Source organism: Janthinobacterium sp. TB1-E2 (assembly GCF_036885605.1).
Classification (GTDB): Bacteria; Pseudomonadota; Gammaproteobacteria; order Burkholderiales; family Burkholderiaceae_D; genus Janthinobacterium; species Janthinobacterium aestuarii.
Genome location: NZ_CP142523.1, coordinates 4,154,845 through 4,173,496, shown reverse-complemented (window position 1 = coordinate 4,173,496; position 18,652 = coordinate 4,154,845). Strand labels below are relative to the sequence as shown.

At 66.2% G+C, this 18,652-nt stretch carries 17 protein-coding genes; 4 read left to right on the top strand and 13 right to left on the bottom strand.

Annotated elements, in window-relative coordinates:
• The first annotated feature begins 52 nt into the window (after positions 1–52).
• From OPV09_RS18735 to OPV09_RS18720, 4 genes are read left to right on the top strand one after another with little or no spacing between them, the layout of a single operon-like run.
• Positions 53–1,243, top strand: coding sequence for an acyl-CoA dehydrogenase family protein (locus tag OPV09_RS18735; RefSeq protein WP_338679077.1), 1,191 nt, complete (start codon positions 53–55; stop codon positions 1,241–1,243).
• A 16-nt stretch (positions 1,244–1,259) separates the two neighbouring features.
• Positions 1,260–2,405, top strand: coding sequence for an acyl-CoA dehydrogenase family protein (locus OPV09_RS18730; RefSeq protein ID WP_338679076.1), 1,146 nt, complete (start codon positions 1,260–1,262; stop codon positions 2,403–2,405).
• Positions 2,402–2,890: a MaoC family dehydratase gene (locus tag OPV09_RS18725; protein WP_338679075.1), complete on the top strand. Its 489-nt coding sequence runs from the start codon at positions 2,402–2,404 to the stop codon at positions 2,888–2,890. Before OPV09_RS18730 ends, OPV09_RS18725 begins: the two co-directional genes overlap by 4 nt.
• A complete protein-coding gene (locus tag OPV09_RS18720; protein WP_034755282.1) occupies positions 2,883–3,338 on the top strand; it encodes a MaoC family dehydratase in 456 nt (151 codons plus the stop codon). Before OPV09_RS18725 ends, OPV09_RS18720 begins: the two co-directional genes overlap by 8 nt.
• 123 nt (positions 3,339–3,461) lie before the next feature.
• Here OPV09_RS18720 and OPV09_RS18715 read toward each other — a convergent pair whose 3' ends face one another.
• From OPV09_RS18715 to OPV09_RS18655, 13 genes are all read right to left on the bottom strand, one after another.
• On the bottom strand, positions 3,462–4,385 hold the full coding sequence (locus tag OPV09_RS18715) for a diguanylate cyclase domain-containing protein (protein WP_338679074.1): 924 nt from the start codon (positions 4,383–4,385) through the stop codon (positions 3,462–3,464).
• Positions 4,382–8,863: a PAS domain-containing protein gene (locus tag OPV09_RS18710; protein WP_338679073.1), complete on the bottom strand. Its 4,482-nt coding sequence runs from the start codon at positions 8,861–8,863 to the stop codon at positions 4,382–4,384. The genes OPV09_RS18715 and OPV09_RS18710 overlap by 4 nt, the downstream gene beginning before the upstream one ends.
• Positions 8,864–9,095: 232 nt before the next feature.
• A complete protein-coding gene (locus tag OPV09_RS18705; protein ID WP_072453269.1) occupies positions 9,096–9,458 on the bottom strand; it encodes a YgiW/YdeI family stress tolerance OB fold protein in 363 nt (120 codons plus the stop codon).
• Positions 9,459–9,485: 27 nt separating this feature from the next.
• Positions 9,486–10,058 carry a prepilin-type N-terminal cleavage/methylation domain-containing protein gene (locus OPV09_RS18700; protein WP_034755294.1) on the bottom strand — a complete coding sequence of 191 codons (573 nt, stop codon included), beginning with the start codon at positions 10,056–10,058 and terminating at the stop codon, positions 9,486–9,488.
• Positions 10,059–10,101: 43 nt separating this feature from the next.
• Positions 10,102–10,854 carry a hypothetical protein gene (locus OPV09_RS18695; RefSeq protein WP_338679072.1) on the bottom strand — a complete coding sequence of 251 codons (753 nt, stop codon included), beginning with the start codon at positions 10,852–10,854 and terminating at the stop codon, positions 10,102–10,104.
• Complete coding sequence (locus tag OPV09_RS18690) at positions 10,854–11,627, bottom strand: ABC transporter permease (RefSeq protein ID WP_338679071.1); 774 nt, start codon at positions 11,625–11,627, stop codon at positions 10,854–10,856. Before OPV09_RS18690 ends, OPV09_RS18695 begins: the two co-directional genes overlap by 1 nt.
• Positions 11,627–12,337 carry a type II secretion system protein gene (locus tag OPV09_RS18685; RefSeq protein ID WP_338679070.1) on the bottom strand — a complete coding sequence of 237 codons (711 nt, stop codon included), beginning with the start codon at positions 12,335–12,337 and terminating at the stop codon, positions 11,627–11,629. Before OPV09_RS18685 ends, OPV09_RS18690 begins: the two co-directional genes overlap by 1 nt.
• Positions 12,334–13,068: a hypothetical protein gene (locus OPV09_RS18680; protein ID WP_338679069.1), complete on the bottom strand. Its 735-nt coding sequence runs from the start codon at positions 13,066–13,068 to the stop codon at positions 12,334–12,336. The genes OPV09_RS18685 and OPV09_RS18680 overlap by 4 nt, the downstream gene beginning before the upstream one ends.
• Complete coding sequence (locus OPV09_RS18675) at positions 13,065–13,472, bottom strand: hypothetical protein (protein WP_319991309.1); 408 nt, start codon at positions 13,470–13,472, stop codon at positions 13,065–13,067. Before OPV09_RS18675 ends, OPV09_RS18680 begins: the two co-directional genes overlap by 4 nt.
• Positions 13,469–14,164, bottom strand: coding sequence for a hypothetical protein (locus OPV09_RS18670; protein WP_338679068.1), 696 nt, complete (start codon positions 14,162–14,164; stop codon positions 13,469–13,471). Before OPV09_RS18670 ends, OPV09_RS18675 begins: the two co-directional genes overlap by 4 nt.
• A complete protein-coding gene (locus OPV09_RS18665; RefSeq protein ID WP_338679067.1) occupies positions 14,161–15,735 on the bottom strand; it encodes a hypothetical protein in 1,575 nt (524 codons plus the stop codon). The genes OPV09_RS18670 and OPV09_RS18665 overlap by 4 nt, the downstream gene beginning before the upstream one ends.
• A 7-nt stretch (positions 15,736–15,742) precedes the next feature.
• Positions 15,743–16,948, bottom strand: coding sequence for a type II secretion system F family protein (locus tag OPV09_RS18660; RefSeq protein ID WP_034755309.1), 1,206 nt, complete (start codon positions 16,946–16,948; stop codon positions 15,743–15,745).
• Positions 16,948–18,651, bottom strand: coding sequence for a GspE/PulE family protein (locus OPV09_RS18655; RefSeq protein ID WP_034755312.1), 1,704 nt, complete (start codon positions 18,649–18,651; stop codon positions 16,948–16,950). The genes OPV09_RS18660 and OPV09_RS18655 overlap by 1 nt, the downstream gene beginning before the upstream one ends.
• Position 18,652: the final 1 nt, after the last annotated feature.

Here is an 18,652-nt window from a genome sequence, read left to right as displayed (position 1 = left end):
AGCTTCCTTGCGTGCAGTTATCACGGCAACCGACAAGAACAAGGAGACAGACATGGACTTGCATTACACGGCCGAGGAGATGGCCTTCCGCGACACGGTGCGCGCCTTCCTCGACACCCATTTGCCGGCGGATTTGCAGCGCAAGGTGCGCCAGCATTTGCGCTTGAACCGCGACGATTACGTGCGCTGGCACAAGATTGTCGCGCAGCAGGGCTGGGCCGCGCCGGCCTGGCCCGTCGAATATGGCGGCACGGGCTGGACGTCCGTGCAGCGCCACATCTGGGAAGACGAGTGCGCGCGCGCCGCCACGCCGCCGATCCTGCCATTCGGCGTCAACATGGTGGCGCCCGTCATCATGGCTTTCGCCAGCGCCGAACAAAAAGCACACTACTTGCCGCGCATTTTGAACTGCGACGACTGGTGGTGCCAGGGCTATTCCGAGCCGGGCGCCGGTTCCGACCTAGCCTCGCTGAAAACTACGGCCGAGCGCGACGGCGACCATTACATCGTCAATGGCCAGAAAACCTGGACGACCCTGGGCCAGCACGCGGACATGATCTTTTGCCTGGTGCGCACGGACAGCACGGTGCGCAAGCAGGAAGGCATCAGCTTCTTGCTGATCGACATGAAAACGCCGGGCATTACCGTGCGCCCCATCATCATGCTCGATGAAGAACATGAAGTGAACGAAGTCTTCTTCGACAATGTGCGCGTACCGGTCAGCAATCTGGTTGACCAGGAAAACAAGGGCTGGACGTACGCCAAATACCTGTTGGGCCATGAGCGCACGGGCATCGCCGCCGTCGGCCGCTCCAAGCGCGAGCTGACTTTCCTCAAGCAGCTGGCCATGCAGCAGAACAAGCGCGGCGCGCCGCTGCTGCACGATCCCGCTTTTGCCGCCAAGGTGGCCCATCTGGAAATCGAATTGATGGCGCTGGAAATGACGGTCTTGCGCGTCATCAGCGACGAAGGCAAGGGACCGGGACCGCAGGCGTCGATGCTGAAGGTGCGTGGTTCGGAACTGCAGCAGCAGCTGACGGAACTGATGCTTGAAGCCATCGGTCCGCAAGCCTTGCCTTTCGACCCGGATTTTCTTGACGGCAGCGCGCCGCACGGGGCTGGCGGCGACGACCTAGCCGCGCCGCTGGCCGCGTATTACTTCAATTACCGCAAGACATCGATCTATGGCGGCTCGAATGAAATCCAGAAAAACATCATCACGCAGATGATCCTGGGCCTGTAAGCCAGAAGGAGACGACATGGACTTCCAATTTAATCAGGAACAGCAGCAATTCGCCGACGCGCTCAGGCGCTGGGTCGACAAAGATTACCCGTTTGAAACGCGCAAACAGATCGTCCACTCTGCCACGGGTACGTCCGACCTTGCCTGGGCCACCCTGGCCGAACTGGGCATGACGGCCTTGCCGCTGCCGGCCGGCGCGGGCGGCTTCGACGGCACGGCCGTCGACATGCTGCTGGTGATGCAGGAACTGGGCCGCGGCCTGGTGGTCGAGCCCTATCTGGCCACCGTGCTGGGCGCGCGCTTCTTGAGCCTGGCGGGCGGCCACGATGCTATGCTGGAACAGGTCGCCAGCGGCAGCCTCAAACTCGCGTGTGCGCTGGGCGAGCGCCAGTCGCGCCACGACATGCACGCTATCGCCACCACGGCCAAGGCCAGCGGCGACGGCTTCGTGCTCGACGGCGAGAAAACCGTCGTCATCCACGGCGCCCAGGCGGGCGCCTTGATCGTCTCGGCGCGCAGCAGCGGCGGCCAGAGCGATACGGATGGCATCTCGCTGTTCCTCGTGCCCGCCGACGCGCCCGGTGTCAGCGTGCGCGACTACCGCACCATCGATGGCCAGCGCGCCGCTACCGTCACCCTCGTGCAAGTGGTGCTGGGGCATGAGGCCCTGATCGGCCAAACGGGGCAGGGCTGGCCCGTGCTCGACGCGGCAGTGGATTACGGTGCCGCCTTGCTGTGCGCGGAAGCCGTGGGCGCCATGGACGCCATCTTTGCCGCCACCCTCGAGTACCTGAAGACGCGCCAGCAGTTCGGCGCGCCGATCGGCAAGTTCCAGGCCTTGCAGCACCGCATGGCCGACATGTTCATCCACCTGGAGCAGGCGCGTTCGATGGCCATGCTGGCTGCCGCCAAGGCCGACAGCGACGATGCGGTTGAACGCCGCCGCTCGGTGTCCGCCGCCAAGGCGCGGGTGGGACTGGCCGCCACCTTTGTCGGCCAGCAAGCCGTGCAATTGCATGGCGGCATGGGCGTCACGGACGAATTGCCCGCCGCCCACCATTTCAAGCGCCTCTCCATGATTGCCCTGACCCTGGGCGACGTGGAGCACCATATCGAGCGCTTTATCGCCCAGCCGGGCTTCTTGCCGACGGAGACCGCATGACCGCATCGCCTGCCATCACCCCGAAACACTGGTATTTCGAAGACTTTACGCAAGGCCTGGAAATCGACCTGGGCCAGCGCCATGTGACGGAAAAGGAAATCATCGCCTTCGCCACGGATTTCGATCCGCAGCCATTTCACGTCGACCATGACGCCGCCGAAAAGACCATCTTCAAGGGCGTCATCGCCAGCGGCTGGCATACGTGCGGCATGATGATGCGCCTGGTGGTGGACAATCTGCTCAAGCATTCGTCCAGCATGGGCTCGCCCGGCCTGGACAGCATCCGCTGGCTCAAACCCGTGCGCGCGGGCGACACCTTGCAGCTGACCTACCAGGTCAAGGAAGTGCGCCCGTCCACGTCGAAACCGGACCGCGGCATCGTCATTTCCGTGTGGAGCGTGCGCAACCAGCATGGCGACGTGGTGACAACGGTGGAAGGCATGGGCATGTTCGGCCGCCGTCCTGCCGGAGCGCAGCATGCGTGATATCGCCGGCATCGCCGGTTTTCAAGCGCTGGCGGGGCAGCACGTGGCCGTTTCCGACTGGCTGACCATCACCCAGCAGCGCATCGACACCTTTGCCGACGCCACGGACGACCATCAGTGGATCCACGTCGATACGGAGCGCTGCGCGCGCGAGTCGCCCTATGGCTGCACCGTGGCGCACGGCTTTTTGACGTTATCCCTGCTGCCCGCCATGTTGCAGGGCGCATTGCACATGGCCGGCATCCGCATGGCCATCAACTACGGTTTAAACAAGGTGCGCTTTCCCGCACCCGTGCCCGTCGGCAGCCGCCTGCGCGCGCGGCTCGACATCCTGTCCGTCGACGACTTGCCGGAAGGGGCGCAAGTGAACTGGGCCGTCACCATGGAGCGCGAAGGCGACACGAAACCCGTGTGCGTGGCGGAGTTCCTGATGCGCTGCTATCCCTGAGCGATAAGCCTGGCTCGCCGCGTAGGTCTGAGTAGGTTGGCGTAGGTCGGCGTAGGTCGGCTTAGCCCGCAGGGCGTAAGCCGACGCAGGCAGGCAGGCATGCAGCAGGCGCGCGCCTCCTCTTCACTCCCCCTCCGACGCGCAATACCTGTCCCGCCCCGTATGCTTGGCGCGGTACAGCAGGGCGTCGGCGGCGCGGATCAGGGCGCTCGGGTCCATGCCTTCCGTGGGCATGACGCTGGCCATGCCCAGGCTGACGGTGACGTGCGGGCCGACGCTCGATTTGGCGTGGGGAATCTGCAGCGCGCGCACTTCGTCGAGGATGCGCTGGGCTACCACCTCTGCGCCGTCGCGCGTTTCCTGCGGCAGCAGGATGATGAATTCCTCGCCGCCGTAGCGCGCCAGCAGGTCGGGCGGGCGCACGGCGCAGCGGCGCAGGGCGGCGCTCACCTGTTGCAGGCACAGGTCGCCCGCCTGGTGGCCATACGTGTCGTTGTAATCCTTGAAGTGGTCGATATCGGCCATGATGAGGGCCATCGGCACGCCGTCGCGCGCGCAGCGCCGCCATTCGCTGTCCATCGTGTCGTTGAAGCTGCGCCGGTTGGCCACGCCCGTCAGCGAATCCGTCAGCGACAGTTCGCGCATGGCATCGGCCTGCCGCTTGATGGTCAGCTGGCTGCGCACGCGGGCGCGCACGACGGCCGCGTTGAACGGTTTCGTGATGAAATCGACGGCGCCCGCTTCCAGCGCCCGCGTTTCGTCTTCGGGCTGGTTCAGGGCCGTGACGAAGATGACGGGAATGGCGCTGAGGATGGCCGACTCGCGCAGCGCATTGCAGACGGCATAGCCATCCATGCCGGGCATGACGGCGTCGAGCAGGATCAGGTCAGGTAGTTGATTGTGCGCAATTTCCAGCGCCTTCCCGCCGCTCAGGGCGAACAGCACGTCGTGTTCCTCGCGCAGCAGCTGGTGCAGGATCTGGATGTTTTCCATGGCGTCATCGACGATGAGGATGCGCCCGTTCATGGCAAGGTTGGTCCAGCTCACTTGTTTTCCTCTCGTTTCAGCTGATCGAGCACGAGTTTTTCCGCGGCGGAAAAATTCAGGGTCTCGATCGCGTTGGCCAGCGCCAGGGCCGCTTCCCGGTCTGATTGTTGTAGGGCGGGGTGCAGGACGTGGAACTGGGCCAGCGCCTTCAGGTTATTGTTGCGGATCAAGACCAGCAGCTCGGCCAGGCCGGCGTGCAGGTCGACCGCTGCGCTGCCGGACGCGGCCTGTGCCGGCTGCCCGCGCCGCAGGGGCGAGGGCAGGGTGCGCGCCGCATCGATGACTTCGGCCATCGCCCGTTCCAGCTGTTCCAGCAAGGCGGCCGTGGTGTGCGATTGCCCTGTCTTCAGCGCTTTTTCCGTCTCGGCGGCCAGGCTGGCGACATGGGCGGCGCCCAAGTTGGCCGCCACGCCGCACACGCGGTGCAGCAGCTGCGCCGCCTGCGGCGTCTGGCCGGCGGCCAGCAGGCGCCGTGCTTCCTCGACGGCGTCGCCTTGCGAATTTTCGAAGCGCTTGAGCAGCGCCAGGAAGGCGCCATAGTCGCCGCCGAAGCGGTGCAGGGCGGCCGCCAGGTCGATGCCGGGTATCGAGGCCGGCATTTCCAGCACCTCCGTGGCGGCGCCGCCTGGCTGCGCGGCGCTGCTGCCGCCAGCCTGGTGCGCCGGCACCAGCCGCGTCAGGGTCTCGATCATGTCGTCGACATCGATGGGCTTGGCCACGTGCGCATTCATGCCGCTGGCAATGGCGCGCAGGCGGTCTTCGTCCATGGCATTGGCCGTCATGGCGACGATGGGCAAGTCCGGCAAGCCCAGCGCGCGGATGGCCAGGGTGGCGTCGTAGCCGTTCATGACGGGCATCTGCAAATCCATCAGCACCACGTCCCACGCTTGCGGGCTGTGCGCCAGCATGTCGACGGCCAGCCTGCCGTTGGTGGCCACGGCTACGCGCGCGCCCGAGTGCAGCAGGATGTACTGCGCCACTTCCTGGTTGATTTCATTGTCTTCCACCAGCAGCACGCGCATGCCTTCCAGCAAGCCCGACAGGGGCGAGGACACGGGCAGCATGGATGGCGCGCTGCGGGCATTGCGTCCATCCCGCACGGCGGTGACGGCCGCCAGCAGGCGCGCTGGCGTCGCCGGTTTCGAGACGATGCCGGCCAGCATCAGGCTGTCGGCCAGCCGTTCGAGGTTTTCGCTGTCCTGGTCGGCCACCAGCATGATCACGGGCGGCAGCGCCAGGTGTTCGTCGGTGCGCGCCTCGGTGAGCATGGAAATGCCATCCATGCCCGGCATGGCCGCGTCGAGCAGCACAAGATCGGCCGCCGCTTCGCCGCTGGCCTGAGCGCGCAGCAGGGCCAGGCCGGCCGCGCCGCTGTCGGCGCTGCGGCTGCGCCAGCCCTGCGCCGCGCACCAGTCTTCCAGCATGGCGCGCACGCTGGCGTTGTCGTCGATGATCAGCAGCGACAGCGCCCTGGACGCGCCCTTGCCGTGCGGCTCGGGCGGCGGCGCCACCTTGTCGAAGCGGCAGCGGAAGCGGAAGTCGGAACCCTGGCCCAGCGTGCTTTTCACGCTGAGCTGGCCGCCCATCAATTCCACCATGCGCCGGCAGATGGCCAGCCCCAGCCCCGTGCCGCCGTATTTGCGGCTGGTGCCGCTGTCGCCCTGGGAAAACGCGTCGAAGATGTGTTCCTGCTCGGCCGCGCCGATGCCGATGCCCGTGTCGCGCACGGAAAACTCGAGGGTGGCGCTGGCCGCATCCTCGGCCACCATGGCGATGGCCAGCACCACTTCGCCATGCGAGGTGAACTTGACGGCGTTGCCCATCAGGTTGATGAGGATCTGTTCCACGCGCAGGGCGTCGCCGATCAGTTCGTCGGGCACGCGCGGGTCGAGCACGAACACGGGCTCCACGCCGCGCGCCCAGGCGCTGCTGGCCAGCAGCACGCCGACGCTGCCCAGCATGCGTTCGAGCTGGAAGCGGCGCTGTTCCAGCACCATTTGTCCCGCCTCGATCTTGGAAAAATCGAGCACGTCGTTGACGATATGGAGCAGCGACTGCGTGGCCATCTGGATCTTGCCGACATAGCTGCGCTCGCGCCGTTCCAGCGGCGACTCTTCCAGCAGGCGCGCCAGGCCGATGATGGCGTTCATCGGCGTGCGGATTTCATGGCTCATGTTGGCTACGAATTCGCTCTTCGCCGTGCTGGCCGCCTCGGCCTTGTCGCGCGCGCGCACCATTTGCTCGTTGAGTTCGTGCAGGCGCAATTCCGTGCGCTTGAGTTCGGACACGTCCGAGGCCAGCACGAAGAAGCCGCGCACGCCGCCGCCGTCGTCGAGGTCGGGAATGTAATTGGTCCACGTGTGGCACACCTGGCCCGTCGGATCGAGCAGGTCGCGCTCGAAGCTTTGCGGCCGGCCCGCCAGCACGCCCTCGACGTGGGGCGCGTACACGTCGAACAGTTCCTGCCCCAGCAATTCGCTCATGTGGATGCCGGCCATCTCGGCGCTGCTGCGGCCAAACCATTCATTGTAGAAATTATTGGCGAAGCGGCAGCGCAGATCGGCGCCCCAGTACGACACCATGCCGGGCAGGTTGTCCGTGACGGTGCGGATGAAGCGCTCGCTCTGTTCCAGGCGCAGGGTGGTGGCGTGCAGCACCTCGGTGGCGCGCTTGCGTTCCGTGATGTCGATCGATACCCCCAGCACATGGCTGGCGCGCCCCGCATCGTCGCGCAACACCACTTTGCGCGTGGTGAAGTGGCGCGTCGTGCCGTCGGCCGTGTTGATCGCTTCCTGTTCGATTTCCACCATCTGCCCCGTGGCCAGCAGCTTGCGGTCGGCGCTGACGAAGGCGGACGCCTGCTGCGGCGGGAAGAAATCGTGGTCAGTCTTGCCCAGCAATTGCTCGCGCGAGCGTCCCAGGGTCAGTTCCGCGTGGCGGTTGATCATTTCAAAGCTCAGCTTGTCGGCGCGCTTGACGAAGACCATGGCCGGGATGTTTTCGATGATGGTGCCGAACAGGTGTTTCGAACGGCGAAACTCCGCTTCGCTGCGCTTGCGCTCGCTGATGTCCAGCCACAGCCCCGACACGCCCAGCAATTGCTGCTCGGGGCCGAAGATCGGGTGAAACGAGACGATCCAGTGACTCGGATGCTCGCGCTGCCGCCCGCCATGGCCTTGTAATTCGAGGTCGACGATGGGCGTTCCCGTATCCAGCACCTGGCGCACGCAGCGTTCGACCTGCACGCGCACGGCGTCGTCGAACTGCATGGCGCCCACGGGCTGGCCCAGATGCTGCGCCACGCTGGCCCCGCTGATGGCGGCCAGGTAGTGGTTGATCATGACGATGCGCAAGTCCAGGTCCACGAACAGCATGCCGATGGGCGCCGTCGCGTACACGGTTTCCAGCAGGCGCGTGGATTTTTCCAGGGCCAGCGTGCGTTCGGCCACCAGGCTTTCGAGCTGCGTGCGGTGGCGCCGCAAGTCGCGTTCCAGCGCGCCCAGGGCGCCTGCCATGTCGGCCGATTCGCGGTCCGCATGGCGGTTCGAGAGCAGGGGCTTGCCCTGCGCCAGCGCGTGGATCTGCTGTGTCAGTTCCTGCAGGGTGCGGGCCAGGCGGCCGCCCACGCGCCAGGCCAGGGCAAAGCCGGCACCGAGCAGCAGGGCCAGGATGAGGGAACCAGTGACCACGGAACCCAGCAGGGCTTCGGCCACCGTGCTGGTGCGCATGGTAACGGCCACCGTCCAGGCGTCGTCGGGCGCGCGGCGAAAGCCCGTATACACGTCGAGGCCTTCCAGGGTGGTATGGCGCAGCACGCCTTCGCGCGCCTGGCGTATCTGCTCGAGCAGGGACGCCGAGCTGCGCCGGCCCACATAGCGCTGCGGCGCCAGGGTGCGCGCCACGTTGATGCCGTCGGCATTGACGATCGCCGCGCCCAAGTAGGCGGGCAGGTGCAGCTCGCGCAGCAGCAAGGGCAGGTAGTCGGGCGGGTATAGGGCCGTCAGCACATAGGCGGGCCCCTTGTCACGCGGCAAGGGCAGGTTCAGGGCCAGACGCGGCACCTCGTCCGGCGCCATCAGCAAACTGGTCAGCCGGGGCTTGCCGGAGTCGCGCGTGCGCTCCATGCTGGCGGCCCATTTCTGCGGCAAGGGAGGCGGTGCCTGACCGGCTGGCAGGGCTGTATTGACCAGCTGGCGTCCCTTGGTGTCGGAGACGATGAAGGCGCTGACGGCCAGGCCCGGCTGCAGCAGGCTGCCGGCCAAGGCACGCAGGGCGCCGATGTCGTCGGCTTGCAGGGCTGGCGAAGCGGCCAGGATGCGCGCGGCCATCTGCGCGCCGCTCAAGTCGCGTTCGACGGCGGCCGTGACGGCCCGCGCCGCCTGCGCCGTTTCGCTGACGACATGGTCGCGTTCGCGCGTGTAGCTTTGCGCCACGAGCAGGAGAAACACGAGGGCCGTCGGAATGACCCAGGCAAGCACCAGCCATGAAATTCTTGAGCGTATCGAAGGCAAATCTTGCACCCGGAAAGCTCCCAGAATGGATGAGTCGACAGGCAGGCTCACGCTGGCGCTGGCTGACCTTGAATGAAAAGATGCTAGACGAAATTGATTGTTCTGACAAGCCTAGTTTCTGGAATGGAAAAAAGGTTGCGCAAGGCATACAGAAGAGGGTGACGCCCATCCCGCCATGGCGGCGGGATGGCAAGGCAGCTTACGGGACGACGGTCAGTACGTCGACATCGATTTCCGGGCTTTCCATGAAATCTTTTTCCACTTCGCCACGGATTTCCACGCGGGTCCTGGCGTCGATCTTGCGGTTCATGAAGACCTTGTCGTCGATGTCCACGCGGATTTCCGCCGTGCCGTCTGAGAAGGTATATTTCTCGTTGCCCACTTTGCGCAGCAGGTTGCCGCGCAGCACAACAGCCTGGTCGTCGACGGGATTTTTCAGGATGGCGGCCACATTGGCGGGCGCGGCCGGGCCGGTCGTCGGTCCCACATATTGGGCTTGCGCGCTGCCGGCCAGCGCGGCGCAGGCGGCCAGGGAGACGATGAGTGTGCGGTGCAGTGACATGGTATTCCTTCGATAGTGACTGGTGGCTCAGAAAAATACGGCGGTGCGGGGAATGATAGCACCGGCATTGCCATAGGGCATGTTCGCCCGGACGCTGCCCGTGCTGGCCACGCCATCGTCGAGTTTGCTGTCGATCTGCTCGGCATAGCTTTCGGGCAGGTTGTCGAAACGGATGCCGTTGCCGGCCCGGCCGCCCACTTCGTCGTTGTACAGGTAGACGGCGCCGCCCTGGGCGCTGGTCATGAATTGTGAGGTGCCGTTGAACGAGCCTGTGATGAAGCCGCCCAGCGCCAGGTGCTGCGGCGCCAAGGTGAATTCGCGCGGCTGGCCGTCGCCGATCTGGCCATCGCCATTGCCGTTGCCGGCCGAATTGGGCACATGCACGGTGCCCTGGATATCGTCGCCGGGCAGGGCGCGGAACTTGTCCTGATAGGCGTTGACGGCGGCCGTCAGCGCATTCGACTGCTGGATGATGTTTTTCACCTTGGCGCTGTCGATCAAGCCTTGTCCCTTGAGCACGCCACCGAGCAGCAAGCCGATGATGACCAGGACGATGGCGATTTCTACGAGCGTAAAGCCGTGCTGGCGGCGTGGGAGCATGGGATTTCCTTGGAAAAAAGTGCTGGTGCCTGGTGTGGCGTCTTCAGAATGGCAGTTTACTGCAAATGGCGCCGCGCGCGCATGGCCTGGCTTTCTTTTTGGCCAGTTCATCGAGCTTGCGCGCAAGGAAAGCGAGCTCGTGCGGGTCGCTGATCTGGCCGCTGGCGATCAGCCCGCCGATCACGAGGCGGGCGCTGTCGAGCTGGTCCATGTCTTCCAGGATGAACGCTTCCATTTCGCGCACCCACGGCGGCACGTGCGGCCCCGTCGCCAGCTGGCGCAGCGCACGCGCATAGCCGAGCGCCAGCGGCAGGTCGTGCAGCTGGTGCTTCGCCACCAGCACCGCCTGCGCCATCGCGGGCCAGCGCTGCTGCGGGTTGGCCGCGAAGCTGGCGGCGACAAAGGCCAGCATGCGCCGCGCGCGCTGCGGATCGGCCACGCCCGCGTAGACTTCGCTGGCGGCCACCAGCGCGTAGCGGCTGCGCGGGTCGAGCGTTTGCGCCGTTTCCAGCCAGCCGGCCAGGCGGTCATAGTCGAGCGCGCGCCACGGCAGGCTGACGCCGGGCTGGTCCTCGAACGACTGCAGGTACAGCAGCATGGCCTTCGACATGGCCAGCGGTTCGCCCAGGCTGGCCAGGCGCGCCACGCCAGGTGGCGGCGCGGCGGGCAGGGGCCGCGCCTGTGCGGGGGCGTGCTGCTGCGCCAGGCGCCAGCCCAGCTGCAGCAGCAGGCAGGCCGCCAGCAGCCAGCACAGGGGGCGCGGCACGCTGGTCCAGGGACGCTGGGCGGCGGCCATCAGATGTTCCTGCGGTAAAAGTCGCACAGCGCGCAACTGGCCAGCAAGGCCACATAGATGGCCGTTTGCGCCGCCACGCCGGCCAGGGCTTGCCAGTCGCCGGTCGCGTACAGCAGCCATTCCGTGCGCGTAAAGGCGTCGAGGCGGGGCAGCAGCAAGGCCAGCATGTCGATGGCGCCGGCCGTGGCCCGCTGCGGCCATGACTCGCCCGCTTGGGGGCCGTGCGCCAGCAGTTGCAGGCTGCCCAGCATGCGCGCCAGCACATAGAAGCCGCCCGTGGCGGCCAGCGCGGGCAAGGCCTGCTGCAGGCTGGCCGCGCACAGCAGGCTGAAGGCGGCGACGATCCACAGTTCACCCAGCAGGGACAGCGCCCACAGCGCGCTTTGCGCGGGTGCGGCGAACAGCGCCATCATCAGGCCGAACAGCACGGCGGGCACGGCCGCCAGCGCCCCGTAGCCCAGCAGTTTGCCCAGCAGGTAGGCCGCGCGCGGCATGGGTAGCGCCAGCAGCAATTCGAGGCCCCGGTCGGCCGCTTCGCGCGCCATGCTGGTGATGATGAACGTGGCCAGCAGGAAGACGCTGGCCAGGCGCAATGCGGCGGCCAGCAGGGACGTTTGCACGGCGCCGCTTTCCGTCAGCGCCAGTTGCTGCAGGAAGCCGGCCAGGCCGGCGCAAGCGCAGGCCACCAGCACGAACAGCCACGGCAGGCGGCTGCGCAGCGCTTCGAGCAGCGTGTAGCGGGCGATGGTGAACGAGGGCAAGAGCATGCGCATCAGCGGGGCAGCCTTTGCGCCGCCACCATGCGGTTGAACAGGATGTTGGGCGACAGCCAGACGATGATATCGTCGAACTCGCCGCCCGGCTGCTGCGGGCCGCTGGCGGCGCGGCTGATGAAGGTGGTGGCGTTCGATGCATTGTTGCGCTCGTCGACATTGTTGCCGAAAGGCACAGCCTGGCGCTGGCCCTGCACGCCCGTGGCGCCGAAACCGTTTTTCCCATGCGACATGATCATGGCGGGGATGTCCCGCAAGGCCGTCGCCTGCAGCAGCGCGCCGCCGTTGCGCGTGACGATGCTGATGTCGCGCGGCGTGCCCAGGTTGAACTGCTGCTCGCTGTCGCTGAAGGCCGGCGTGACGCTGTAACGGAACAGATTGTTCCAGCTGTCACCCTGGCGCAGCCCCAGGGTGGCCCAGGGCAGGAAGCCCGCGCGTTTTTCGCCCGTGCAGCGCGTGCCGCGCCGGTCTTCCAGGCCGCTCATTGCGGAAATGGCGGGACACGGCAGATAGCCGTAGCGCAGCGCGTAGCCCGTCAGCGCTTCCTTCGCTTCATTCAGCGCCTGCTGCGTCTCGGCCACCTTGCGCTGTTCCAGTTGCACCGTCAACGGCGTGACCAGGCCGCCTATCATCAGGCCGACGATGACGAGCACGATGGCGATCTCGATCAGGGAAAAGCCGCCCGGGCGGCGCGGATGGCGGGCGCTCATGGCAGGTTGCGCGCGGCGCGCATGCGTTGGTACAGGGTAGGCAAGGTAATCCAGGTCAGCATGTCGTCAAAGGCGCCACCGGGCAGCGTGGCAAGGTCGGTGGCGGGGCGGGTGATGAAGCTGCGGCTGGCGCTGTCGTTGGCCGCTTCATCGATATTGCCGCGCGCCGTATTGATCTGCGGCACGCCGCTGGCGGCCGTGCCATAGTGATCCTTGCCTTGCGAGAACAGCACGACGGGCAGGCACTGGGCGCTGACGTCGCACTGCTCCTGTCCCGCCACGAAGGAGATGGCGCCGCGGCCGTCGCGCGTGAGCACGACTCTGTTGGCGACGGCGGAAAAGGAGACGATGGGCGCGCGCGCCATTTCCGGCGTGACGCTGTAGCGCAGCAGCTTGCCCCAGGCATCCACGCCATCCACGCCCAGCGCGACCCACGGCAAAAAGCCGCTGCACTCGGTATCGTTGGCGCAGTCGGCGGCCCGTTCGCGCCCGTCGAGGGCGGAGGCGGCCGGACGGGGCAGGCGGCCATTGGCCGCCGCAAAGCCCAGCAAGGCGTCGCGCGCCTGCGCCAGGGCGGCCAGGGTGCGCTGCTGGCGTTCGGCTTCGCCCGTGTTGCGCCCGAATGCGCTGATCAGCAGGCTGGCCGTGCCCAGGCCCAGCACGGCCACCAGCAGCAGCAGGGCGGCGCCGCGCTGGCGACGAAGTTGACGATGCGCTTGGCGCGGCGTCATGGCGGCGCCTCGGTGACCGTGCCGCTGGCCGGATCGTAGCGCTGGCCCGGTTTGAGCAGCAGCACCTGGCCGTTCGACAGGCGCAAGGTCAGGGTGCCTGGCTGGCCACGCGCGAGATGGTTGTGCGGCTCGTTCTGCGCTTCCTGGTTCAGCCAGACGGTGGTGCGGCCGCTGCTGCGCTGTACCACGCCATTCAATTCCACGGGCGGGGCGGGCGGCGGCGGTGGCGGCGGGGACGGCGGTGCCGCCAGGGCCGGATCGGGCGCCGGCGGGCCGTAGCGCTGCGCGTCGAGCTGGGCGCGCTGCTCGGGCGACAGGAACAAGCGCCCCAGTTGCGGTGGCTGCGCCTGGGCCGTGAGCGCGGCGCCAGCCAGCAGCGCACACAGGACGAGGGTGCGCTTCATGGCCGCCCCGGCACGGGCGTGCTGCCCAGGGTCAGCCACAGCAGCTCGCATTCGGCGCCCAAGGTGGGCGCCGCCCCGCTCGCACCGCCGCTGCCTGGCCCGGCGCCGGCCGTGGCATGGCGCTTGAGCGAGCAATCCTGCACGGCGAAATAGCCGGCCTGGCGCAAATCGTCCAGCAGGTTCAGCAAATCCATCTCGTGCAGCAAATCCATCTGCAGGCGCATGCGGCTGCCGCGCAAATGATATTGCCCCATCACCATGGGCAATGGCACTTGCAGCCCTTGCTGCGGGCTGATGTCATAGCTGATCGGCAGCAGTTTGCGCTGTTCCTGGCTGCGGCGGATGGCGTCGATCCAGGCGAGGCGGTTTTCCTCGCCGATCAGGCCGCGCTGGCGCAAGGCGAGGAATCGCGGTTCATAGGCGCGGATTTCCTGCTTCTCCGCTTCCACGTGGTTGAACAGCATGGCGGCCGCCGAACGCGTGCGCTGGGCCAGGTCCAGCTGCTGCGCCTCGCGCTCGCGGTAGGCGATGCTCAGGCTCAGCAGCACCAGGCTGGCCAGCATGGTCAGGGTAAAGCACAGCAGGGCGCGGCGTATCAGGTGCAGTTCGCCCAGCCACGCGGGCAGGGCGCGCGCGGGCGTGCTGGTCCGCTGCATGCCGGGCAGGGGCGGCTGCTTGACGGGGCCGCTCATGGCTGCCACGCCAGCAAGAGGGTGAAGCGGGCCTGGCTGGCTGGCGCCGGCACGGCGCTCTTGCCGGACAGGGCCGCGCTGGGGCGCAGGTCGAGCGGCGTTTCCTCGATCGTCACCTGCAAGCCCGGCTGGCGCGCCAGGGTTTGCGCGAAGGCCGTGATGGCGGCCAGGGCCGCGCGGTAATCGTTGTTCGGCATGGCCACGTCCGCTTCCAGGCGCAGCGCCTGCGGCGGCGCGACGGGAATGCCGGCCAGGGCGCTGCCGGTCGGCCCGCCCGTACTTTGCTGCTGTTGCTGCTGTTGCGGCGGCTGATTGCCGGCTACGCGCGCCGGTGCCTGGCCCGCATGCCAGTGCAGCTGGCCGAGCGCCACCTGCGGCGCCTGGTCCAGCGCGGCGCTCAGCATGCCCAGCAGCCGGCCCGGCTCCGGCGCCTGGCGGGCGATCATGTGACCGAGGGTCACGGCCACTTTCATGTTCTGCGTCTTGGCCGGCGCCGGCGGCTGGGTCGACATGACGCTGCGGTAGCGCTCCTGGTAGGACGCCGTTTCCTGCGCCAGGCGCTGGATGGCGGCCCCGTCGGCTATGCCGCCGAGCAAGTTAATCGCGCACCACAGGGCTGCCGACGCGCCGATCAGCGTGCTGGCGCCATACAGCGTCTTGCGCGCGCGCTGGAAGTGGTAGTAGCGGGCCAGCGCGCCTGGCGGATAGTGGCTGGACGGCGGATGCTTGCCCAACAAGGTCAGCAGCAATTCATCGGCCAGCGCCGGTGTCTTGCGCAAGCCCACTCTTTCGGCGGCCAGTTGCAGGTCGATGAAGTGGTAAGCCACTTCGACGCCGTTGTCGCACAGCAGTTCGAGCTTGGCGATCTGCGCGGCCGGCGCCAGGATGACGGTATTCAGGACGTCGCCGCGCGCCAGCATGCGCGTGCTGGTGAGAAATTGCCGTGTCTTTTCCGTTTCCAGCGCAATATTCACGGCCACGCCGTCGAGCGCGATGGTGGCCGTCTGGCGCGAAAAGCGCAGTTGGCCCTTTTCATAGTAGCTTTGCCGCAAGCCGCCCGACTGCTGCGTCACGAGCAGCAAGTGTTCATGCGCGATCGACAGCTTTTTGACCAGCGCGATACTGAGCAGGCTGGTCGAATAGATGCCAGCCACGGGCACGCGCAGGTGCTCGAGCGCCTCCGTCCACGGCTGCAGCAAGGATGGGTTGGTCAGGGCGAAGAACAGCACCTGGTCGTCGTGGCGGCCCGTGCTTTCACGGCCCAGCAGGGTGCTGCCCCGGTAGGGCGTATCGCGGTGCAATTGCTGCTTGCGCCGCTCCAGCAGCGCTCGGCCCGCCTTGCCGCGCACGTGGGGCAGCAGCTGGCGCTGGAAATCCTCTTCGATCAAGTCCGTCAGCAGGTAGGCGGGCACGTCGAGGCGGTGCGCCTGCGGGTCTTCCAGCCACGCGGCGAAACCGTCCAGCCCGGCCGCGCTGGCGGGAAAGGCCTGGCCCTGGCCCAGCACGCCGTGGTCCCAGTCGTAGGCGCACAGGGCGTCGCTGGTGATGTAGAGTAATTGTTTGCGGAACACGGCGGCCTCAGGTCTTGATTGTACTGATGGTGTCGTAGATCGGCCCCAGCACCGACAGCATGATCCAGCCCAGCAGCAGGCCCAGGATGACCGTCATGGTCGGCTCGATCATGGCTTGCACTTTTTCAATCAATTCCTTCACTTCGCGGTTGTAAAAGTAACTGACATTGCGCAAGGCCGTGTCCAGCGATCCCGTGGCCTCGCCCACCTTCAGCATGCGGATCACGAGCGGCGGGAAGATGCCCGTGTGCTGGAACGCGGCCGTCACGCCATAACCCTCGCTGATCAGCTGCGCGGCGCGGCGCAGGCCCGCCGCCACCACCTGGTTGCCGGCGATGCCTTCGGACAGGCGGATGCATTCGAGTATCGTGATGCCGGAAGCATACATCAGGGCGAAAAACGTGGCGAAGCGGGCCAGGATGATCTTGTGCAGCACAGGTCCGACCAGCCACAGCCGCAGCTTCAAGCCATCCCAGGCATAGCGGGCCGCCTCGCTGCGGCGGATGAGCGCGCGCAGCCCGAAGAACAGCAGCACGGGCAAGGCCAGCAGCACATACCAGTAATTGATGAAGACATTCGACACGGCAATCAGCACGCGCGTGTGAAGCGGCAGCTCGCCGCCCATGTTGCGAATGAACGCCGTCAGTTGAGGCACCAGATAGATCATCAGGAAAAACGTCACGGCCGCCACGACGATGGCCACGATGACCGGGTACATGATGATCTTGCGCGTCTGCGAGGCCAGCTCGTCCTGCCATTTCAGACTTTCCGACAGGTTCTTGAAGACTTCGGCGATCTTGCCGCTCTGTTCGCCCGCCAGTATCAGGCTGGTGAACGTGGCGTCGAAGATGTCGCCATGCTGGGCCAGCGCGCCCGACAGGGGCAGGCCGCCTTCGATGCTTTCGATCAGATCCGTGACGACTTCGCGCAGGCGTGGGTGGTCCGTGCTTTCGCGCAAGTCGTTCAAGCCATCCAGGATGGGCACGCCCGCGCCCGTCAATTGCTCCATGTGGAAGCAGAAATTGATCAGGTCGCGGCGGTGGATGACCCGCTTGCCCAGCAGCACCAGATACTGGCCCGTGATCTTGCAGTCGATCAAGTCGAGCTGCATGCGGTGCAGGCGCGCTTCCAGGTCCGGCACGTTGGCCGCCTCCATGCTGCCGGGAATCAATGTGCCGGCGGCATCCATGGCGCGGTAGACATATTGCGCCATCAGGCCAGCCTTTCCGTCAGGTCGACCACGCGGCCCACTTCTTCCAGCGTGGTGACGCCTTCCATCACGCGGCGCATGCCGTCGTCGACGAGGCCCTTGAAGCCGCCCGCGCGCGCCGCATTCTTCAATTCGCGCGAACTGGCGCGGCGCGCCGTCAATTCATCGAGTTCGGCCGTCATCTTGAGGATTTCCATGATGGCCAGGCGGCCCTTGTAACCCTGGTGCGCACAGCGCTCGCAACCGACGGCACGGCAGATGGACACGGGCGCATCGGTTGCCGCCAAGCCCAGCAGGCGGCGCTCGACGTCGTCGGCGATCACGGTCTCCTTGCAATGCGGACACAATCGACGCACGAGGCGCTGCGCCACGATGCCGATGATGTTGCCGGCCATGATATCGGGCAGGATGCCGATATCGAGCAGGCGCGAGATGGAGCCGATGGACGAGTTCGTGTGCAGGGTGGAATACACCTGGTGCCCCGTCATGGCGGCGGCAAAGGCCATTTCCGCCGTTTCGCGGTCGCGGATCTCGCCAACTAAAATGATGTCCGGGTCTTGCCGCATCATCGAGCGGATGCCGTCGGCAAAGCCCAGCTTGACGGATTCGTTGACGGAGGTCTGGCGTATCATGTTCATCGGATACTCGACCGGGTCTTCCAAGGTCATGATGTTGACGCTTTCCGTATTGATGTGATTGATGATCGAATACAGGGTCGTGGTCTTGCCGCTGCCCGTCGGGCCCGTCACGAGGATCACGCCGTCGGGCCGCGCGATCATCAGTTTCAGCAAGTTCAGTTCCGCCTCGGCCAGGCCCAGGGCGTCTAGCGGCACGATGCCTTTCTGGCGGTCCAGCACGCGCAGCACGAAGTTTTCGCCATGCGTGGTGGGCTGCGCCGACGCGCGGAAGTCGATTTGCCGCCCGGAAAACTTGATGCTGATGCGCCCATCCTGCGGCGCGCGCGCCTCGGCGATATTCATGTTCGACATCACCTTCAGGCGCACGGCCATGGCCGGCCAGTACGATTTGTGCAGGCTGCGGATTTGCCGCAGGATGCCGTCGATACGGTAGCGGATGCGCAGGAACGACTGTTCCGGCTCGAAATGGATGTCCGAGGCGCCGTTTTGCACGGCATCGGCCAGCAGCGCATCGATCAGGCGCACCATGGGCTGGCTGTACTCGTCCGACGGTGAAGCCATGCTCTGATAGCTGACTTCCCCCGTTTCGATTTCGTGCAGGATGCCGTCGATCGACAGTTCAAAGCCATAGTACTGGTCGATGGCGCGCGAAATGTCCGACTCGTTGACGAGCACGGTGGAAATCGTGATGCCCTTGACCAGCATGGCGCTGATCTGGTCGAGCGCGACGATGTTGCTGGTGTCGGCCATGGCCAGGATCAGATTGTCCGCCTGCCGTTCATACACGATGGGGAAGACGCGGTAGCGCTTGGCCACGTCCTTCGGGATCAGTTTCAGGGCGATGGCGTCGACCACCAGGCTCGACAGGTCCGCGCTGACCTGTTTCAGGTTTTCGCTGAGCGCCTCGCGCACGGTGGCTTCCGTAACGAAACCGAGCGTGATCAGCAGCTTGCCCAGCGGTTCGCTGCTGCGCCGCTGCTCGATCAGGGCGATGCGCAGCTGGTCTTCGCTGATCACGCCTTTCTGGATCAGCAATTTGCCCAGCGGAAGTTTTGCCTGTTCTGCCATG

Bases quoted from the DNA above. Each gene is read 5' to 3' on its own strand.
- OPV09_RS18735 (WP_338679077.1), top strand. From the start codon at position 53: ATGGACTTGCATTACACGGCCGAGGAGATGGCCTTCCGCGACACGGTG.
- OPV09_RS18730 (WP_338679076.1), top strand. From the start codon at position 1,260: ATGGACTTCCAATTTAATCAGGAACAGCAGCAATTCGCCGACGCGCTC.
- OPV09_RS18725 (WP_338679075.1), top strand. From the start codon at position 2,402: ATGACCGCATCGCCTGCCATCACCCCGAAACACTGGTATTTCGAAGAC.
- OPV09_RS18720 (WP_034755282.1), top strand. From the start codon at position 2,883: ATGCGTGATATCGCCGGCATCGCCGGTTTTCAAGCGCTGGCGGGGCAG.
- OPV09_RS18705 (WP_072453269.1), bottom strand. From the start codon at position 9,458: ATGTCACTGCACCGCACACTCATCGTCTCCCTGGCCGCCTGCGCCGCG.
- OPV09_RS18700 (WP_034755294.1), bottom strand. From the start codon at position 10,058: ATGCTCCCACGCCGCCAGCACGGCTTTACGCTCGTAGAAATCGCCATC.
- OPV09_RS18695 (WP_338679072.1), bottom strand. From the start codon at position 10,854: ATGGCCGCCGCCCAGCGTCCCTGGACCAGCGTGCCGCGCCCCCTGTGC.
- OPV09_RS18690 (WP_338679071.1), bottom strand. From the start codon at position 11,627: ATGCGCATGCTCTTGCCCTCGTTCACCATCGCCCGCTACACGCTGCTC.
- OPV09_RS18685 (WP_338679070.1), bottom strand. From the start codon at position 12,337: ATGAGCGCCCGCCATCCGCGCCGCCCGGGCGGCTTTTCCCTGATCGAG.
- OPV09_RS18680 (WP_338679069.1), bottom strand. From the start codon at position 13,068: ATGACGCCGCGCCAAGCGCATCGTCAACTTCGTCGCCAGCGCGGCGCC.
- OPV09_RS18675 (WP_319991309.1), bottom strand. From the start codon at position 13,472: ATGAAGCGCACCCTCGTCCTGTGTGCGCTGCTGGCTGGCGCCGCGCTC.
- OPV09_RS18670 (WP_338679068.1), bottom strand. From the start codon at position 14,164: ATGAGCGGCCCCGTCAAGCAGCCGCCCCTGCCCGGCATGCAGCGGACC.
- OPV09_RS18660 (WP_034755309.1), bottom strand. From the start codon at position 16,948: ATGGCGCAATATGTCTACCGCGCCATGGATGCCGCCGGCACATTGATT.
- OPV09_RS18655 (WP_034755312.1), bottom strand. From the start codon at position 18,651: ATGGCAGAACAGGCAAAACTTCCGCTGGGCAAATTGCTGATCCAGAAA.